The sequence below is a fragment of the Nocardioides sp. genome (assembly GCF_036493135.1).
GTDB lineage: Bacteria > Actinomycetota > Actinomycetes > Propionibacteriales > Nocardioidaceae > Nocardioides.
On record NZ_DASXQG010000025.1, the window covers coordinates 1 to 17517 of the forward strand.

A 17517-nucleotide genomic window follows, 5' to 3' on the forward strand; every position below is an offset into this window, starting at 1 on the left:
TTCAAGCATTTCCACCCCGAGCGCACCTACATCCCGGGCAAGACCGTGATCGTGCACGAGTACAGCCGGTTCGCCGACGAGGGCGACGAGCCCTACTACCCGATCAACACCGCCGAGGACCGTGCCACGCTGTTGAGGTATCGCGAGCTGGCCAAGCAGGAGCCGATGGTGCTCTTCGGCGGTCGCCTCGGCACCTACAAGTACCTCGACATGCACATGGCCATCGGCTCTGCGCTGTCGATGTTCGACAACAAGCTCCGCCCGCACTTCGGTGACGGCGCCGAGCTGACCTCCGGAGGGGTCGATGAGTAGACGTGTCCTGCAGCGACTGGTGCTGCCCGGCGACAAGGATGTCGACGTCCTGCCCCTGTACGTCGATCCCGACGCGGCCGTGCTCGACGCCGACAAGTACGTCGTCGGCGGCAACCAGGGCGCCAAGGACATCAACGCCGCGCAGATCCGGCAGTCGATCTCCTCGGGCCACACCATCCACCCCGACCAGATCACCGGCCGGTACGCCGTACGCCTCGAGCCGGGGGAGGACCTCTCCTTCGGCACGTACTTCAACGCGTTCCCGGCCGGCTACTGGCGGCGCTGGACCGTCGTCGACGACGTACGACTCACGGTGGCGCTGACCGGAGCCGGCGCGGCGGTCACGGTCTATCGCTCGATGGCGAACGGCCGCTCGCAGCGGGTCGACTCCGCGAGCACCGGCGCCGATGCCAAGGGCGAGTTCACCTTCGACCTGCCGCTCAAGCCGTTCGTCGACGGGGGCTGGTACTGGTACGACGTGGTGGCCGGCGAGGAGCCGGTCGGCGTCGAGGCGGTCTGGGACGCCGAGGTGCCCGACGACCGCCTCCATCCGGGCCGCCTCACGATCGCGATCACCACGATGAACCGGCCCGACTTCTGCGGCAAGCTCCTGGCGCAGCTCGGCGGTGACCGCGGCCTGCACGAGATCCTCGACGAGGTGCTCGTCATGGAGCAGGGCACCCAGAAGGTGGTCGAGTCCTCCGAGTTCCCGGGCGCGCAGGAGGCGCTCGGCGACAAGCTCCGCGTGCTCGAGCAGGGCAATCTCGGCGGCTCGGGCGGCTACGCCCGCGGTCAGTACGAAGCGGTCCGCAAGGGCACCGCGACGTACGCGATGATGATGGACGACGACGTGATCTGCGAGCCGGAGAGCATCATCCGCGCCGTCACGTTCGCCGACCTGGCCAAGCGGCCCACCATCGTCGGCGGCCACATGTTCAGCATCTACGACCGGTCGGTGCTGCACTCGTTCGGCGAGATCGTGCAGCGCTACAAATTCTGGTGGCGCTCGCCCGAGACCGTGCTCAACGACTGGGACTTCGCCGCCCGCAACCTGCGCTCCGCACGCTGGCTGCACCGCCGCATCGACGTCGACTTCAACGGCTGGTTCATGTGCGTGATCCCGCTGCAGACGCTCCGGGAGATCGGGCTGTCGCTGCCGATCTTCATCAAGTGGGACGACAGCGAGTTCGGGCTTCGTGCATCAGAGGCGGGCTACCCGACGGTGACCTTCCCGGGCGCCGCCGTCTGGCACATCCCCTGGACAGACAAGAACGACGCCCTGGACTGGCAGGCCTACTTCCACCACCGCAACCGGCTGATCGCGGCGCTGCTGCACTCGCCATACCCGGGGGGTGGCTCGCTGGTGCGCGAGTCCTTCGCCCACACGCTCAAGCACCTGGTCGCGATGCAGTACTCCACCGCCGAGCTACGGCACAAGGCGATCGAGGACGTGCTCGCCGGCCCGGAGATGCTGCACCGGGAGCTGCCGACGAAGCTCGCCGAGGTCAACGCCTTCCGCAAGCAGTGGACCGACGCGGTGCTGGAGGCTGACCGCGAGGCGTTCCCCGAGGTACGACGTACCAAGCCGCCGCGTCGCGGCAAGGACGAGAACGAGGTGCCGCGCAAGCTCTCGTTGCTGATCACGGCGGCCCTGGCGCCCGTGCGCCAGCTGACCAAGGTCCGGCCCATGGCCGAGGAGTTCCCGGAGACGGAGGTCGCCGGCATGGACAACAAGTGGTACCGCCTCGCCGGGCACGACTCGGCCGTGGTCTCGATGCCCGACGGCACCGCCGCGGCGCTCTACCGCCGCGACCCGCAGCACTACCGCGACCTGCTCCGGCGCAGCGTCGACATCCACCTGCGACTGCGGCGCGAGTGGGACGACCTCGCGGCCCGCTACCGCGACGCCCTGGGGGAGATCACCTCGCCGGAGGCGTGGGAGGAGACGTTCCGCCCGTGGACCGAACCCGACAAGTGACCGACCCCGTGACCGACCCCGTGACCGACCCCGTGACCGACCCTGTGATCGACCCCGTGATCGACCCCGCAACGCCTCAGCGCTTGCGCCGGGTACGTGCGCCACTTCGTCCCCCCTGGTCGGAGCAGGGGCTGCTCGAGGTGTTCCAGCACCGCTACATCCTCAGCCTGCTGGTACGCCGTGAGATCGCCGCCCGCTACCAGGGATCGGTGCTCGGCCTGCTCTGGTCCTACGTCAACCCGCTGAGCCAGTTCTTCATCTACTACTTCGTGATGGGCATCCTCTTCGGCCGGGCCCAACGAACCGAGGCGTTCGCGATCCACGTCTTCGCCGGCCTGATCGTGGTCCACTTCTTCACCGAGACCATGAACGCCGGCACGCGGTCGATCGTGCGCAACAAGTCCCTGGTGCAGAAGATGGCCGTGCCACGGGAGATGTTCCCGGTCGCCTCGATGCTGGTCTCGCTGTTCCACGTCGTCCCGCAGCTGGTGATCCTATTGGTCGCCACGACGATCTCGGGCTGGCGACCCGACCCCGAGGGGCTGGTGCTCGGCGTGATCGGCCTGCTGATCAGCATGACGCTGGGGACCGCACTGGCACTGATGTTCAGCGCCGCCAACGTCTTCCTCCGCGACGTCCAGAACGCCGTGAACGTGCTCAGCAACTTCGTCCGCTTCGGCGTGCCGATGATGTACCCGTACGTCCTGGTCGCCAAGCGCTTCCACGGCCACACCACCCTCTACCTCCTGAACCCCATCACCGAGGCCGTGCTCGACTTCCAGCGCGCGTTCTGGGTCGGGGCCACGAACCACCCCGCACGCACCGCCGCCATCGACATGCCGGACAACCTGTTCTGGCTGTCGATCCGGGCGTTGCTGATCAGCCTGGTCGTCCTCGCGGTCGCGCAGTCGACGTTCACGCGCCTCGAGCGCCGTATCCCGGAGCGCCTGCTGTGAGCGACCACCGGTCGATCGTCGTCCGACACGTGTCGAAGACGTTCACCCTGCGCTACCACCGCACGCTCAAGCAGATGAGCGTCGCGATGGCGCGCCAGCAGGACATGTCCGACTCGTTCCTGGCCGTCAACGACGTGTCGTTCACCGTCCAGCAGGGGGAGTCCATCGGCCTGATGGGCCTCAACGGATCCGGCAAGAGCACCCTGCTGAAGATGATCAACGGGATCATGCGGCCCGACCGGGGGAAGGTGCTGACCCGCGGGCGCATCGCCGGCCTGATCGCGACCGGCGCCGGCTTCCATCCCCAGCTGACCGGACGCGACAACGTCTACCTGAACGCCGCGATCCTCGGCATGAGCGAGGCCGAGACGGCGCGCAAGTTCGACGACATCGTCGAGTTCGCCGACATCGGCCGCTTCCTCGACTCCCCGGTCGGTCACTACTCGTCCGGCATGTTCGCCCGGCTCGGCTTCGCCGTCGCCATCCATGTGGACGCCGACATCTTCCTGGCCGACGAGGTGCTCGCCGTGGGCGACCGACCGTTCAAGCGCAAGTGCATGGCCAAGATGCAGGAGGTCCGCGACAGCGGCACCACCCTCTTCTATGTCAGTCACGCTGCCGGCAGCGTCCGCAAGATGTGCGACCGCGTCCTGGTGCTCGAGAAAGGGACCCTCGCCTTCGACGGCCCCGTCGACGAGGGCATCAAGTTCCTCCACTACGACGATGACGACGAGGAGAACCCCCTCGAGACCGAGGACGAGATGGACGAGGAGATGGGGGCGGATATCTGACGCGGTCCGCGCGTCGGTTGTCGGTGTCGCGGGTTGGCCGGGTGGGCGCACCACGTGGGCCGCCGGGAGAGCCGAGACGATCTCGCTCCGTCGGCGTGTCGGGTGGAAATTACAGGTTTGTAGTTACTCAGAACTTCTTTCCACCCCGTGTGACCAGTGTGAAACTTGCTGCCCGTGTGACTCCTTCCCCCACACAGCTGGAGCAGCGAGTGTCCCCGAACCGAAGCCGTTTCGTGACGGCTTGCCAGCAGCTGCTGGCGCTCGGCGTGGTCCTTGCTGCGCTCACCCCGGCCGCCAGCGTGGTCACCCTGGACGTCGTGGGAACCGGCCCGACGGGGACCGGCAGCACGGCGGTCAGCCCTGGGACGGCGGCGCTCGCGGCGTACACCGCCGAGGCGGTCATGGAGTCGAAGGTCCCCACGGCCCCGGTGAGGTCTCACGTGCGCGAGGTTCAGCTGACGTCGCCGACCACCACCGCCGGCCGCGCGATCCCCACGCTCTCCGCCCGGGTGGTGCCGGAGCACGGCTCGAGCACGCTGACCACCACGCCCCAGAAAGTGACCGGCTTCGGCGAGGTGGGCGTGACCTGGGCCCACGGCGTCTCGATCCCCGAGTCGGGCCTACACGTCAAGGCGCGCACCCGCACCGACGGCGGCTGGACCCCGTGGACCGCGGTGCCCTACGACCCCGACCACGGCCCCGATCCCGGCTCGGCCGAGGCGCGCCATGCCCGCCCGGGCACCGACCCGGTGCTCGTCGGCAGGGTCGGTGACGTGCAGGTGCGGGTCGTCTCGAGGCAGGCGCTGCCGCCGGACATGAAGCTCGCCGTGATCGCCCCCGGACACGCCCGCCACTCCGCGGAGGAGCGGGCCGCGATCGACACCAGCACGATGGACGGCCACGACGGCAGCGACTCGGTCTACCGCGCGGCGACCGCCCTGGGCGCCACACCCACCACGTCCACGAGCTCCGGAGCCGATGACACCGCCGCCCTCGCCGCCGCGGCGTTCACGCCCCAGCCGGTGATCTACTCCCGCAAGCAGTGGGGGGCCGACGAGAAGATCCGCGGCAAGTCCTCGCTGCACTACGGCGACGTCCACGCGGGCTTCGTGCACCACACGGTGAACGCCAACGACTACACGCGCGCCGAGGTGCCCGCCCTGCTGCGCAGCATCTACGCGTACCACGTGAAGTCCCGCGGCTGGAGCGACATCGGCTACAACTACCTGATCGACCGCTTCGGGCGGATCTGGGAGGGCCGGTACGGCGGGGTCGACCGCCCAGTCGTCGGTGCGCACACCCTCGGCTACAACGACGACTCCTTCGCCGCCTCGGCGATCGGCAACTACCAGATCGCCAAACCCGGCAAGGCGATGATCCAGGCGTACGCCGCGCTGTTCGCCTGGAAGCTCTCGCTGCACGGCGTCGATGCCGCGTCGACCCACCAGTGGGTCACCAAGAGGTGGTTCGAGGCCATCAACGGCCACCGCGACGCGGCGTCGACCCTGTGTCCGGGCCAGTACCTCTACCGCAAGATCCCGACGATCCGGCGGCTGGCCGCCGCCGCCCAGCGCGGCTGGTCCGGCCGGCAGCTGGAGTCCAACCTGGCGTCCACACCAGCGCCCGACATCGTCGTACGACGTGCGAGCGACGGCGAGGGCTTCGTCGTCCCGACCGGGGGACTGATCCACTTCCCGGCCGCGACCACGGTCGCCTCCGGAGTCTCCGGTGCCACGCAGGTCGCGGTCTCGCCCGACCTCACCGGCGACGGCCGCAGCGACCTGGTCGTCCGCCAGGCGGACGGCAGCCTGGCGTTGCGTCCGGGCACGGCCACGGGCACCTTCGGCGCCGCGACCAAGGTGATCACGGCGTTCCGGGGCCTCGACCAGGTGATGGCTCCGGGTGACCTCAACGGCGACGGTCGCAACGACCTGGCCGCCCGCAACCCGGCCACCGGCGCGCTCAAGGTGTTCTTGCAGAAGGCGAGCGGTGGTTTCGATCGCACGACCAGTGGCCGCTGGTGGGGCTCGTTCAACCTGATCACCGGCGCCGGTGACCTCAACGGCGACGGCCACGACGACCTGGTCGCCCGCGACGCTGCGGGCCACCTCTGGCTGTATGCCGGGCGCGGCGACGCGTCGTTCGCGAAGGGGGTGCGCATCCCCGGCCGCTTCGGCCAGTACGACGTGGTCGCCGGCGCGGGCGACATCAGCCGCGACGGACGCAACGACCTGCTGGTGCGCGAGCGCAAGACCGGAGACACCTACGTCCTGCCCGGCCAGGGGACCGGGACCTTCGGGCGCAAGCTCGGACCGATCACGCGCTTCGCGAACGCCGGGCGTCTGGCCCTCGGCAACCTGGCCGGAAGCAGGGCGCCGGACGTCGTCGCCCTCGACGGCGGCCGGGTCGAGGCCTGGGTCAACCCGGGCGGGTTCAACCTCGGCAGGCCGATCGACACCCGTGCCGATCTCTCCGGTGCCGACAAGATTCTGGTGGCCGGCGACTGGGACCGCGACGGGTACGGCGACGTGGTCACCCGTCAGACCCGCAACGGCAACCTCGTGCTGTGGCGCGGCGACGGGCACGGCCACCTCGCCCGGACCAAGGTGCTCGCCAAGGGGTTCGGCACGGTCGGCAGGCTGACCGCGGTCGGGGACATGACCGGCGACGGCTATCCGGACCTGATCGGGCAGCCCCGCAAGGGCGTGCTGACCGTGTTCCCCGGGAAGGGTCTGGCCGGTTTCAAGAAGTCCTACCCCGTCTACGGCACCATCAGCATCGGCACCCCGATCGGCGTCGGCCGCTGGGACGCCGACGGCGCCCCCGACAGCCTGCTCCGTCGCGGCGGCACGGTCACGCTCCTGCACGGCAACGGCCCGGGTGGACTCCATGCGCCGTCGAGGCTCCCGGTCGACCTCTCGCCGTACGACTGGACGATCGGGATCAGCGACCTCCAGCTGACCGGTCATCCCGACCTGATCGTCCGACAGAAGCACACGGGTCGGTTGTACGCGCTGCCCGGGACCGGCACCGGCTTCAAGGCGCCGGTCTACCTCGGCGGAGGGTTCGGGGGCTACGACCTGGCGAGCTAGGCACCGCCTGCGGGTGCGAAGCGGCCGGTCACCCGCTCGTCGACCGCGATCCGCTCAAGCCGCTCGGGTGATGCGTGGGTGACCAGGACCAGAGAGCCGCTGCGCACCAGCGGCTCGGTGAGGGAGGCGAGACCGGAAGGGGAAGCCGGATTCGCCTCCGAGAGGAGGCGGTCGCCGTCGGTGAGCTGATCACCGGCGGCGGCCGACCCCCACAGCTCTGCCTGGGTGGTGCCGGCGACCGCGGGATCGTCGTCGGCGGGCTCGGGGAACGCGACGAACGCGTCCGGCTGCGACCACACCTCGACGCCGAGGTCGTGCACACCGCCGGGTACGCCGTCCGCGAAGCGCCCCGCCAGCGGCTGCAGCGCCGACGCCACCACGGGGATGCGATGCGCCTCGCCCGCCCAGCGCTCGAGTCCTTCGGGACCGGTGACGACGACATCGGCGTCGCCGTCCCACACCACCTCGAACCCGCATGCCCATCCGGCCCCGAGCACGACGGTGCCGAACCAATGGGCCGGCAGGTCGACCAGCAGCCGGCTGCCGTGCTCGACGTCCAGCCCGTCGGCGAGCAGCGAGGAGACCTTGGCGACCCAGTTCGCCCAGGTGGTCACCGACAGCTCGGTGCGCTCTCCCGTCGCGTCGTCGTAGAACGTGACCAGCGGGCGTCCGGGATCGGCGGTCAGCAGCCGGGACAGGACCTGCGGGAACGTCGTCATCGCCAGGTCACCCTACGGGCGCCGGACCACCCCTAGGGTGGCGCCCATGCCTGCCATCGAGCACTTCTGGGCCGTGGTCCCGGCCGGCGGCTCGGGGACCCGGTTGTGGCCGCTGTCCCGGTCGGACTCGCCGAAGTTCCTGCACGACCTCACCGGCAGCGGCCGGTCGCTCCTCCAAGAGACCGCCGATCGGCTCGCGCCGTTGGCGGGCGACCGGCTGCTCGTGGTGACCGGCGAGCGGCACCGCGACCGGGTCGTCGAGCAGCTGCCCGAGGTCCCCGCCGACCGGGTGGTCGGCGAGCCGTCGCCTCGCGACTCGATGGCCGCGATCGGCCTGGCCGCGGCGATCCTCGAGCGCCTCGACCCGGACGCGGTGATGGGCTCGTTCGCCGCCGACCACGTCGTACGGGACCCCGCGGCCCTGGAGCGGGCGGTGACCGTGGCCGCCGAGGTCGCGCGCGACGGCTGGCTGGTCACGATCGGCATCGAGCCGAGGCAGCCGTCCACGGCGTTCGGATACCTCCGACAGGGCGGCGAGCTCGACGAGCACGCGGGCGCCTACGTCGTCGAGGAGTTCGTGGAGAAGCCGGGCGCCGAGCTCGCTCGGTCGTACGTCGGGTCGGGCGACTACCGCTGGAACGCCGGGATGTTCGTCGTCCGGCCGACCGTCCTTCTCGACCTGCTGGCCTCCTGGCACCCCGACCTCGCCGCCGGTCTTCGCCAGATCGCGGCCGAACCCGGCCGGCTCGACGACGTCTGGTCGACCCTGACCAGGATCGCCATCGACCACGCCGTCGCCGAACCCGCGGCGGCGGAGGGCCGGGTCGCCACGGTGCCGGCCGACCTCGGCTGGGACGACATCGGGGACTTCCACTCGCTGGCCGCCGTGCTCGGCGGCGATGACCTCCGGGTGCTCGGTGACCCGGCAGACGTACTCGCCGAGGAGAGCACCGGCCTGGTCGTGCCGCGCAGCGGACGCCTCGTCGCCCTGGTCGGGGTCGACGACGTCGTGGTGGTGGACACGCCGGACGCGGTACTGGTCACGACCCGCGACCGGGCCCAGGACGTCAAGGCCCTGGTCGACCGGCTCCGCGACGCGGGTCGCGCAGACCTGAGCTGAGCGATCCGGGTCAGACCCCGTTCGGCTCGGGGGAGTCGCTGAACGGGTAGTCGGTCATGAAGGTCTTGAGGGCGGCGCCGGAGACCGACGAGCAGTACTGCCAGACGCCGACCTGCTTGGCCTGGCCGGATGCGGCGTTCTGCGTGCCGCCCACCGACCAGTGGGTGAAGGCGATGTGCCGACCGTCCGGGAAGGCATTGCCGTCGTCGGCGGTCCAGGGCACGGCCTTGAACTTGTGGCGCAGGTCCGTGGTGCCGGCGAACTTGTCGGCGATCGCCCGGATCTGGCTCATCTGGGTCGAGCTGCCCGCGACGCTGTCGTCGTACCAGAGGATCGAGTAGCCGTGCTCCTCGTTGTGCACGAGCGTGCCGAGGGGCGGCCGGTCCTGCGCGGTGTAGAACTTCCGCGCCATCGGGTCGGGGTCGATGTAGTGCTTGCCGAAGGCCGGCGGATTGTCCGGGTAGCTGATCGGCGAGCCGTCGGGGAGGTGCTCCTGGTTGCCGGTCGCGGGCTTGGTGGTCGGCTTCAGGCAGACACTCGCCGGCGCGCCGATCTCTTCGAGCGCCTTGTTGGCGTACTTCGCGGTGCGGAAGTGGTCCACCATCGGACCCCACGCCGCGGCCACGATGATGGCGACCGCGACGAACACGCAGATGGCAACGATCGCCTGCCCGCGCCGGCGCTCGGCAGCCTTCTGCTGAGCGCGCATCTGCTCGACGACCTTCTGCCGCTCGTTGCGGACGGTCCTCGACGACTTGGACGACTTGGCCATGGATCTCTCTTCGTTCCGGCCGGACGGGTGGAGTGCGCAGATTCTACGGAGTGGCCGGTCGCAACCGAATTCGCGACGGATCGCGCTCGGCCACCACCCAGCCGTGTGCGTAGGCCGCGACCTCGGCGACCCAGTACGCCCTGGGATCGGCGGACACGACCGCCACGTCTCCCTCGGCGAGGCGTACGTCGGCACCGGTCAGGTCGGTCAGGAGGTCGCACAGCGCAGCGGCGTCCACGGGTGTCCCGAACACCCGTTGGGCGTCCGCGTCCTGCCGCAACGCGGTCGCCACGGCCTCGCGCGAGCCCAGCCCGAACAGGTCGGCGCCCTCGGGCCGCAGCAGCGCCGCTGCGCCAGGCCCGTGGTCGCCGGGGGAGAGGACCAGGTCGCCACGACCGCGGATCACCACGAACGGCCGGCGGCCGAGCTTGCCCGCGGCCAGCTCCGCGGCCCCGGCCAGCTCGTCGGCGACCGCGGGTGCGGTCACCGCGAGTGCGTTGCCGTAGTGGTCGACCCGGCCCGCGTGGTCGTCGAGGACGCGAAGTCCGGCCGCCCCGATGGCGAGGTCGGTCTGGCCCTCGCGCCACGCCCGGCCCGCGGTGTCGGTCACGAGGACCGCGACGTTCACCGCCGCCCGGTCGGCGAGACCTGCCCGCAGCGTCCGAGCGGTGGCATCGGGGTCCTCCGGGAGCAGGAGCACGCGACCCGGCTCGACGTTCGAGGCGTCGACACCGGCCGCGGCGATGGTGAGGCCGAGCCGGTTGACCACGATCGAGAGCGGGCCGCGGCGAGCCACGAGGCGTCGCGTCTCACGCACGATCGCCTCGTCCCGGTCGCCCACCTCGACCCGGCCCTCGGCCTTGCTCACCACCTTGCTGGTCACGCAGACCACGTCGCCGTCGACGAGCTCGACCCCCGACGGTGCTGCCAGCAGGTGGTCGAGGAGGTCGTCGCCGCGGCGGATCTCGCCGACGCCGTCCGGCGCCCAGATCGAGATCACGAGACGAGGCGGACGGCGGCCGCGGCCATCTCGACGGTGGCGTCGGGCGAGGTCATCAGCAGCGGCACCGCCTCGCAGGCGATGCCGGCGTCGCGCACCCGCGCCACCTCGGACCCGTCCGTGTTGTCGACCAGCCAGCCGTCCAGCACTCCGCCGGCAGACCGCGCGCCGTAGTGGAGGGCGACGGCGCCGGCGCTGACCTCGACCCCGATCGAGGTGAGCATCTGGTGCGCCATCCCGCGCACGTGGGTGCCGCCGATGATGGGGGAGAGGCCGACGACCGGCGCCCGCGTCGTCGTCACCGCCTCTCGCACGCGGGGGACGCCGAGGATCGTCCCGACGCTGACCACGGGGTTGCTCGGAGGGACGATCACCAGGTCCGCGTCGGTGATCGCGTCGATCACGCCCGGGGCGGGCGAGGAGTCCTCGAGCCCCACCACGATCACCGTCTCGGCCGGGACCTCGGCGTGCAACCGCACCCAGTACTCCTGGAAGTGCACGACCCGCCGACCGCTCGGACTGTCGGGATCGGCGATCGCGACGTGGGTCTCGACCCGGTCGTCGGTCATCGGCAGCAAGCGGACATCCGGCTGCCACCGGCGGCAGAGCGCCTCGGTGACCTGCGAGAGGGGGAACCCGGCGTCGAGCATCCGAGTGCGCACCAGGTGGGTGGCGAGGTCACGGTCGCCGAGCCCGAACCACGTGGGCTCCACGGCGTACGCCGCCAGCTCCTCCTTGGCGTTCCAGGTCTCGTCGCGCCGGCCCCAGCCTCGCTCGTGGTCGATGCCGTCGCCGAGGGTGTACATCACCGTGTCGAGGTCGGGACAGACCTTGAGCCCGTGCAGCCAGATGTCGTCGGCGGTGTTGGCGACCACGGTCACCTCGGCGTCGGGGTCGATGCCGGCCAGCTCGCCGCGGCGTACGCCGTGCAGGAGACCGGTCAGGAACGTCGCGCCGCCGACTCCCCCCGAGAGCACGGTGATCTGGTGCATGTGGGTAGCCTGCCGCACTCGAGAGCGCGGGATGCTAGCGGGTCTGCGCCGCCTCCGCAGCGGAATGCCAATACCAGATCCCGCCTTGACTTCCGGTGTACGACAGGCGTGTAATTCCCACAGTGTTCTTCGGACGGTATGGGCGTCCGAGCCGAGTAGCAGACCATCACCGACACAGGGTCGATCAACACAGGGTCGAAAGGGCGAGAACCGTGAGGGAACTGTTTCTCCTCGACGCGGACGCCGAGGAAGCGGGTTGGCAGGAGCGCGCACTCTGCGCACAGACCGACCCAGAGGCGTTCTTCCCCGAGAAGGGCGGCTCGACCAGGGAGGCCAAGAAGGTCTGCCTGACGTGCGAGGTGCGGGGCGAATGCCTCGAGTACGCCTTGATGAACGACGAGCGCTTCGGCATCTGGGGCGGGCTCTCCGAGCGGGAACGCCGCAAGCTCAAGAAGCGCGCAGTCTGATCTCTCCCGGCCTGTTCCGACAGGTCGCGAGAGTGACGGCGGGGTGGTGACTCGGCTCACCCCGCCCACGAATGCGGGGGCCTTCCGGGCCGCCGCTAGGGTGAGCGACCGTGGATTCGGCAGTCGTGGCTCTTCTCGTCAGCCACGACGGAGCCCGGTGGCTTCCGGCCGTCATCGACGGCCTCCGCGCGCAGACCACTCCGGTGAGCGGGGTCGTCGCGGTCGACACCGGTAGCCGGGACGAGAGCCCCGACCTCCTCCTCGATGCCTTCGACGAGGTCGTCACGCTGACCGGACGCGCGGCGTACCCCGAGGCGGTGCGCACTGGTCTGGAGCAGGTACCGGCCGAGGACGCCGACGCGTCGGAGTGGATCTGGCTCCTGCACGACGACAGCAACCCGGCGCCCGACGCCCTGGAGCGACTGCTGGCCGCGGCCGCCGACGATCCGTTGGCCGACATCCTCGGCCCGAAGCTCCGCGAGTGGCCGTCCCTCAAGCGCCTGCTCGAGGTGGGCGTCACGATCTCCGCGACCGGCCGGCGCGAGACCGGGCTCGAGCCCGGCGAGTACGACCAGGGCCAGCACGACGAGGTGCGCGAGGTGCTCGCGGTCAACACCGCCGGCATGTTGGTACGTCGCCGGGTGCTCGACGAGCTCGGCGGCTTCGACGACAACCTCCCGATCTTCGGCAACGACATCGACTTCGGCTGGCGGGCCGCGAAGCGGGGGCATCGGACCGTCGCGGTGCCGGAGGCGATCGTCTTCCACGCCGAGGCCGCACACCGGGGCGCTCGCCGTACGCCGCTGACCGGCCGCCATACGCACTACCAGGAGCGGCGCGCCGCCCTGTTCACCCTCCTCGCCAACTCCCCGGGGCGCCGGCTGCCCTGGCAGGTGGTGCGGCTGTTCTTCGGGACGCTGATCCGGATGGTCGGGTTCGTCGTGGTGCGCTCGCCGGGGGAGGCGCTGGACGACCTGGCCGCGTTGTTCTCGGTCTACTTCAGTCCCAACGAGATCCGCCGGGCGCGCCACGCACGACGTACGCCGGAGGGGCACGACCCACGGCCGCTGCTGGCACCGTGGTGGGTGCCCTACCGGCACGGACTCGACTTCGTGGGCGACATCGTCGCCGCCGCGACGAACCAGGCGCAGGACATCGCCGACCGGCGCCGGGCCGCGAAGGACGCGGTGGCCCCCGTCCCGATCCGGCGTCCGGTCGTCGACGAGGACGCGCCCGAGGAGGACAGCGGTCTGGTCGCGCGGTTCTTCACCAACCCACTCGCGGTCGCGCTGGCCGTGGTCGTGGTGCTGTCCGTGTTCGGTGCCCGTGAGGCGTTCGGCCGCGTCACCGGCGGCGGCCTGGCTCCGGCGCCGGACCGCGCCACCCAGCTCCTGCACCTGTGGACCGAGTCGTGGCACCCGCTCGGCACCGGCACCGCCGTCCCCGCTCCGGCGTACGTCGCGGTGCTCGGCGCGCTGGGCTGGGTGCTCGCCAACAGCGCGGCCGCCGCCGTCTCCGCTCTCCTGCTGCTGGCCGTGCCGCTCGGGCTCTGGGGCTCGTGGCGGCTGCTGCGCGTGGTCGGGCGGCTCGTGGACCCCGGCGGCTCACCACGCTGGCTGGTCGCCCTGGGTGCGGTCAGCTACGCCCTGGTCGTGGTCACGTCCGGAGCGTTCGGCGACGGACGCATCGGTGTCGTGGCCGTGGCCGTGATCCTGCCGTTCCTGGCACATGCGGCGCTGGGGTTCGGCGACCCTGAGCACGACCGGCGGTGGCGCGCGGCGTGGCGAACCGGTCTCCTGCTCGCGATCGCCGCGGCGTTCGCACCCGTCGTGTGGGTCTTCGCGCTCGTGCTCGCCGTCGTCGTCCTCGGGTTGGCGTCCGTCGTCACGCGCAGCCTTCCTCGCGGCCGGGAGGTCCTCGGTCCGCCCCTGGTCACGCTCGGCGTGGCGCCGGTGCTGCTTCTCCCGTGGTGGGTGCCCGCGATCCAGCACGGCGCGGCCTCGCTGCTGCTGATGGAGACCGGTCGCCAGCCCTACCCCTCGTTGTCGTTCAGCGACTTCCTGCTCGGCCGGTTCGGTCCCGGCGTCGGTGGGCCGTGGTGGCTCGGGGCGTTGCTGGTGGTGCTGGCCGCCCTGGCGCTCATCCCGCGGGCGACCCGGATCCCCGTGCTGGCCGCCTGGCTGGTCGCGGCCGTCGCGGCGATCACCGCCACCGGGCTGTCGTTCGTCCCGCTGCCGCTGCCCGGCGGCTCGGTCCGTCCCGGCATCGCGGTGCTGACCGTCGTGATCCACGGCTGCTTCGTGCTGGCGGGCGTGCTCGGCGCCCAGGGGCTGATCACGATCCTGCGCCGCTCGCGCCGCGAGCACCACGAGGTGCTGCTGGTCGGCCTGGCGCTCGTCGCCGCGATCATCCCGGCGGTCGGCCTCGGCTGGTTCGTCTGGCAGGGCCCCGGCGACCTCGCCAACACCGAGCAGACCGGCATCCCGCCGTTCATGACCGACGAGTCGACCGCCGAGCCCGCCGCGGGGATCCTGGTCATCCGTGGCGACGTCGCGAACGGCCTCACGTACACGATCCGGCGCGGGGCCGGAGACACGCTGGGCGAGAACGAGATCCTCTACGCCTCCGAACCGGACGAACGGTTCACCGCCGACGTGCGTGCCCTGGTCTCGCGGCCGACGCCGTCGGTGGTCGACGATCTGGCCAAGGCCGGCATCCGCTACCTCGTCCTGCCCGCGCCGTACGACGGATCCGTGGCGGCCGGGCTCGACGCCACCGACGGGCTCGGCCAGGCCGGCTCCGAGAGCCAGTTCACCCGCACCTGGCGGATCGAGACCGAGGTCGATCCGCACGCCGTCGACGGGCCGAGCTCCCCGCTCCGCCTGGTGCTGCTCGGCGTCCAGGGCATCGGCCTGCTCGTGGTCCTGGTGCTGTGCCTGCCCACCCTCCGGGCCAGTCGGCGCCACGAGGAGGACGACTCATGAGCCCCGGCAAGCGCGTCCGCGTCGCCGACGTGGTCCGTCGTCGCCGTACGCCGCTCCTCGACGTGGTGAGCGTACTGGCGCTGGTGATCCCGTTGCTCACCGTGGGTGTGCTCGCCCTGGTACGGCAGCCGCCCGTGCACGACCAGACCCAGACGCCGGCGCTCACCCGGCTGACCAACGCCACGGTGGTGTGCCCGGCCACGACCCCCGGCTCGCCCGACGGCTGGCTCTCGACGGCCAGCGGTCAGTCGGGCGACGTGACGGTCACGTCCGGTGCCGACAAGACGTCGGTCCCCGTCAGCACCGGCTCGGCCTCGGAGCTGCCCGGCCAGGACGCCGCGGTGATCAAGGCGGAAGGCGCACTCGCCCCGGGACTCCTCGGCCTGCGATCGGGCACGGCCCCCCTGACCACCCAGGACTGCAGCGTCCCGTCGTCGGAGCAGTGGTTCACCGGCATCGGGGCGGGTGCCGCCCACGACTCGGTGATCGAGCTGGTCAACCCCGACGCCGGTCCGGCCGACGCCGACATCACGCTGTACGGCACGCGGTCCTTCACCGTGCGCAAGCTGCACGGGATCACGATCCCGGCGCACCGGACGGTCTCGCTCGATCTGGGCGCCATCGTGCCCCGCCGCGTGGCGCTCACCGCGCAGGTGCAGGTGTCCCGCGGCCGGCTCGCGGTGCACGTCCTCGACCGCCGGACCGATCTGGTGACCCACAAGGTGCGCCGCGAGTGGCTTCCTCGCCAGGACGCTCCCGCGCTCGACAACCAGCTGCTCGGGCTGCCGACCGGCCAGGACGGCCGATCGCTGCAGATCGCGAACCCCGGCGAGGACGTCGTGCGCGCACGGGTCAAGATCGTCACCGGCGACACGAGCTTCACCCCCGCCGGTCTCGACACGGTGACCATCCCGGCCGGCTCCACCACCTCGGTGTCGCTGACGAAGGTGCTCGGCGGCCCACTCGCCGAGGGTGCCGTGGGTGTGCAGGTGACGGCGGACGCAGCGGTCACGGCGTCGGTGCTCAGCACCCTCGGCACCGACCAGGCGTTCACGGTCCCCGATCCGGTCATCCGCCAGGAGGCCGCGACGCTGCTGCCGGTGACCCCGGGCGGCAAGCAACCCAACGGCGCCGTCCCGGTCACCGCCACCCTGTACGTCTCGGCCGACTCGGCCGGCGCCGCCTCCGTCACGGCGTACGACGCGTCCGGGCAGAAGCTGCTCGACAAGCGGGTCGGTCAGCAGCAGGGCCACACCGTGGCCGTCACGCTGCCGAAGGGCACGGCCTTCCTCCGCGTCGTCCCGCGCGGCACGCAGATCCGCGGCGCGGTCGTCCTCACCGGCGACGGCGCGTCCGTCGTCCCGCTCCACGAGCTGCTCACCCAGGGCCTGGTGCCGCAGATCCGGCCCGGGCTCAGCTGAGATCAGTCGTCGCGCGAGTAGCGGGGGTCGACGTCCTCGGCGTCGATGCCGAGCAGCTCGGCGACCTGCTCGACGAGCACCGTCAGCACCATCGCCTCGAGCTCGGCCCGGGTCTCGCACCGATGCTCGATCGGCCGGCGGAAGACCACCAGGCGGGTCGGCGTCGTGCCGTGGCCGCGGACCAGGGACGCCAGCGGGACGGTCTCGCCGCTCCAGTCGTCCGGCAGCTGCGGCGTGTCCTCCACGGCGTACTCGACGAGGCCGAGCCGGTCCTGCCAGCGGGTGTCGATGTCGCGGACGGTCTCGAGGACCAGCTCGTCGAACCGTTCGCCGCGCGTCGGCAGCTCGGGACGCCCGGGCAGAGCCGGAGCGATGGCCGGGCCGCGCATGCCGCGTCCGCGGCGGTCGCGGGTGCGGAGTCGATGGGAGGTCGCCCCCGGGGTGCTCACACGCTCGAGGGTAGTCGCCCCGCGTGCCTCAACGTCGTTCCGCCGCCCCGGCGGTACCGTCGGCGCCGTGAGTCACGGCCGGCGTTGTTCGCGCACCGCGTGCGACCGTCCCGCGGTCACCACCCTCACCTACGTGTACGCCGACCAGACGGCCGTCGTGGGCCCGCTCGCGACGTACGCCGAGCCGCACTCGTACGACCTCTGCGATGCGCACGGCCAGCGACTCTCGGCCCCGCGTGGGTGGGAGGTGCTGCGCCTCGCGCCCGACCCGAGCACCAGCTCGCCCTCGCCGGACGACCTGCTCGCGCTCGCCGACGCCGTACGCGAAGCGGGACGGCCGATGGTCGAGGCGACCCGGGCCCCGCACGAGGCGGTGCCGACGGGCGCCGGTCGCGAGACCGGACGCCGCGGCCACCTCCGGATGCTGACCTCGGAGTGACGCCGGACTGACCCGCACGGCCGGC

At 71.5% G+C, this 17517-nt stretch carries 15 protein-coding genes; 10 read left to right on the plus strand and 5 right to left on the minus strand.

The window, feature by feature from the left end; genetic code table 11:
• The 5 genes from VGJ24_RS03940 to VGJ24_RS03960 all read left to right on the plus strand — a co-directional run.
• A partial coding sequence (locus tag VGJ24_RS03940) for a UDP-galactopyranose mutase (protein WP_331499189.1) occupies positions 1-312 on the plus strand: 312 nt, incomplete at its 5' end.
• Complete coding sequence (locus tag VGJ24_RS03945) at positions 305-2290, plus strand: glycosyltransferase (protein WP_331499190.1); 1986 nt, start codon at positions 305-307, stop codon at positions 2288-2290. The genes VGJ24_RS03940 and VGJ24_RS03945, both read left to right, overlap by 8 nt.
• A gap of 8 nt (positions 2291-2298) precedes the next feature.
• On the plus strand, positions 2299-3246 hold the full coding sequence (locus tag VGJ24_RS03950) for an ABC transporter permease (RefSeq protein ID WP_331499191.1): 948 nt from the start codon (positions 2299-2301) through the stop codon (positions 3244-3246).
• On the plus strand, positions 3243-4037 hold the full coding sequence (locus tag VGJ24_RS03955) for an ABC transporter ATP-binding protein (RefSeq protein ID WP_331499192.1): 795 nt from the start codon (positions 3243-3245) through the stop codon (positions 4035-4037). The genes VGJ24_RS03950 and VGJ24_RS03955 overlap by 4 nt, the downstream gene beginning before the upstream one ends.
• A 233-nt stretch (positions 4038-4270) precedes the next feature.
• Positions 4271-7129, plus strand: coding sequence for an FG-GAP-like repeat-containing protein (locus tag VGJ24_RS03960; protein WP_331499193.1), 2859 nt, complete (start codon positions 4271-4273; stop codon positions 7127-7129).
• On the opposite strand, the gene VGJ24_RS03965 is transcribed toward VGJ24_RS03960, so the two are convergent.
• Positions 7126-7848, minus strand: coding sequence for a TIGR03089 family protein (locus VGJ24_RS03965; protein ID WP_331499194.1), 723 nt, complete (start codon positions 7846-7848; stop codon positions 7126-7128). The two genes, VGJ24_RS03960 and VGJ24_RS03965, sit on opposite strands and share 4 nt — an antisense overlap.
• A 46-nt stretch (positions 7849-7894) precedes the next feature.
• On the opposite strand from VGJ24_RS03965, the gene VGJ24_RS03970 reads away from it, so the two are divergent.
• Positions 7895-8968: a mannose-1-phosphate guanylyltransferase gene (locus VGJ24_RS03970; RefSeq protein WP_331499195.1), complete on the plus strand. Its 1074-nt coding sequence runs from the start codon at positions 7895-7897 to the stop codon at positions 8966-8968.
• A 10-nt stretch (positions 8969-8978) separates the two neighbouring features.
• On the opposite strand, the gene VGJ24_RS03975 is transcribed toward VGJ24_RS03970, so the two are convergent.
• Genes VGJ24_RS03975 through cofD form a run of 3 tightly spaced genes read right to left on the minus strand, consistent with a single transcriptional unit; the run spans position 8979 to position 11732 of the window.
• Complete coding sequence (locus VGJ24_RS03975; protein WP_331499196.1) at positions 8979-9740, minus strand: DUF3105 domain-containing protein; 762 nt, start codon at positions 9738-9740, stop codon at positions 8979-8981.
• Positions 9741-9783: 43 nt separating this feature from the next.
• Complete coding sequence (cofE, locus tag VGJ24_RS03980) at positions 9784-10740, minus strand: coenzyme F420-0:L-glutamate ligase (RefSeq protein WP_331499197.1); 957 nt, start codon at positions 10738-10740, stop codon at positions 9784-9786.
• Positions 10737-11732, minus strand: coding sequence for a 2-phospho-L-lactate transferase (gene cofD, locus VGJ24_RS03985; protein WP_331499198.1), 996 nt, complete (start codon positions 11730-11732; stop codon positions 10737-10739). Before cofD ends, cofE begins: the two co-directional genes overlap by 4 nt.
• 212 nt (positions 11733-11944) lie before the next feature.
• Between cofD and VGJ24_RS03990 the strand changes: the two genes are divergently transcribed.
• From VGJ24_RS03990 to VGJ24_RS04000, 3 genes are all read left to right on the plus strand, one after another.
• Positions 11945-12199, plus strand: a complete 255-nt coding sequence (locus tag VGJ24_RS03990; protein ID WP_331499199.1) for a WhiB family transcriptional regulator — start codon at positions 11945-11947, stop codon at positions 12197-12199.
• A gap of 110 nt (positions 12200-12309) precedes the next feature.
• Positions 12310-15183, plus strand: a complete 2874-nt coding sequence (locus VGJ24_RS03995; protein WP_331499200.1) for a glycosyltransferase family 2 protein — start codon at positions 12310-12312, stop codon at positions 15181-15183.
• Complete coding sequence (locus VGJ24_RS04000) at positions 15180-16604, plus strand: DUF5719 family protein (protein ID WP_331499201.1); 1425 nt, start codon at positions 15180-15182, stop codon at positions 16602-16604. The genes VGJ24_RS03995 and VGJ24_RS04000 overlap by 4 nt, the downstream gene beginning before the upstream one ends.
• A 2-nt stretch (positions 16605-16606) precedes the next feature.
• On the opposite strand, the gene VGJ24_RS04005 is transcribed toward VGJ24_RS04000, so the two are convergent.
• Positions 16607-17053, minus strand: a complete 447-nt coding sequence (locus tag VGJ24_RS04005) for a metallopeptidase family protein (protein WP_331499202.1) — start codon at positions 17051-17053, stop codon at positions 16607-16609.
• A gap of 67 nt (positions 17054-17120) precedes the next feature.
• Between VGJ24_RS04005 and VGJ24_RS04010 the strand changes: the two genes are divergently transcribed.
• Positions 17121-17492, plus strand: a complete 372-nt coding sequence (locus tag VGJ24_RS04010) for a DUF3499 domain-containing protein (protein ID WP_331499203.1) — start codon at positions 17121-17123, stop codon at positions 17490-17492.
• Positions 17493-17517 lie beyond the last annotated feature (25 nt).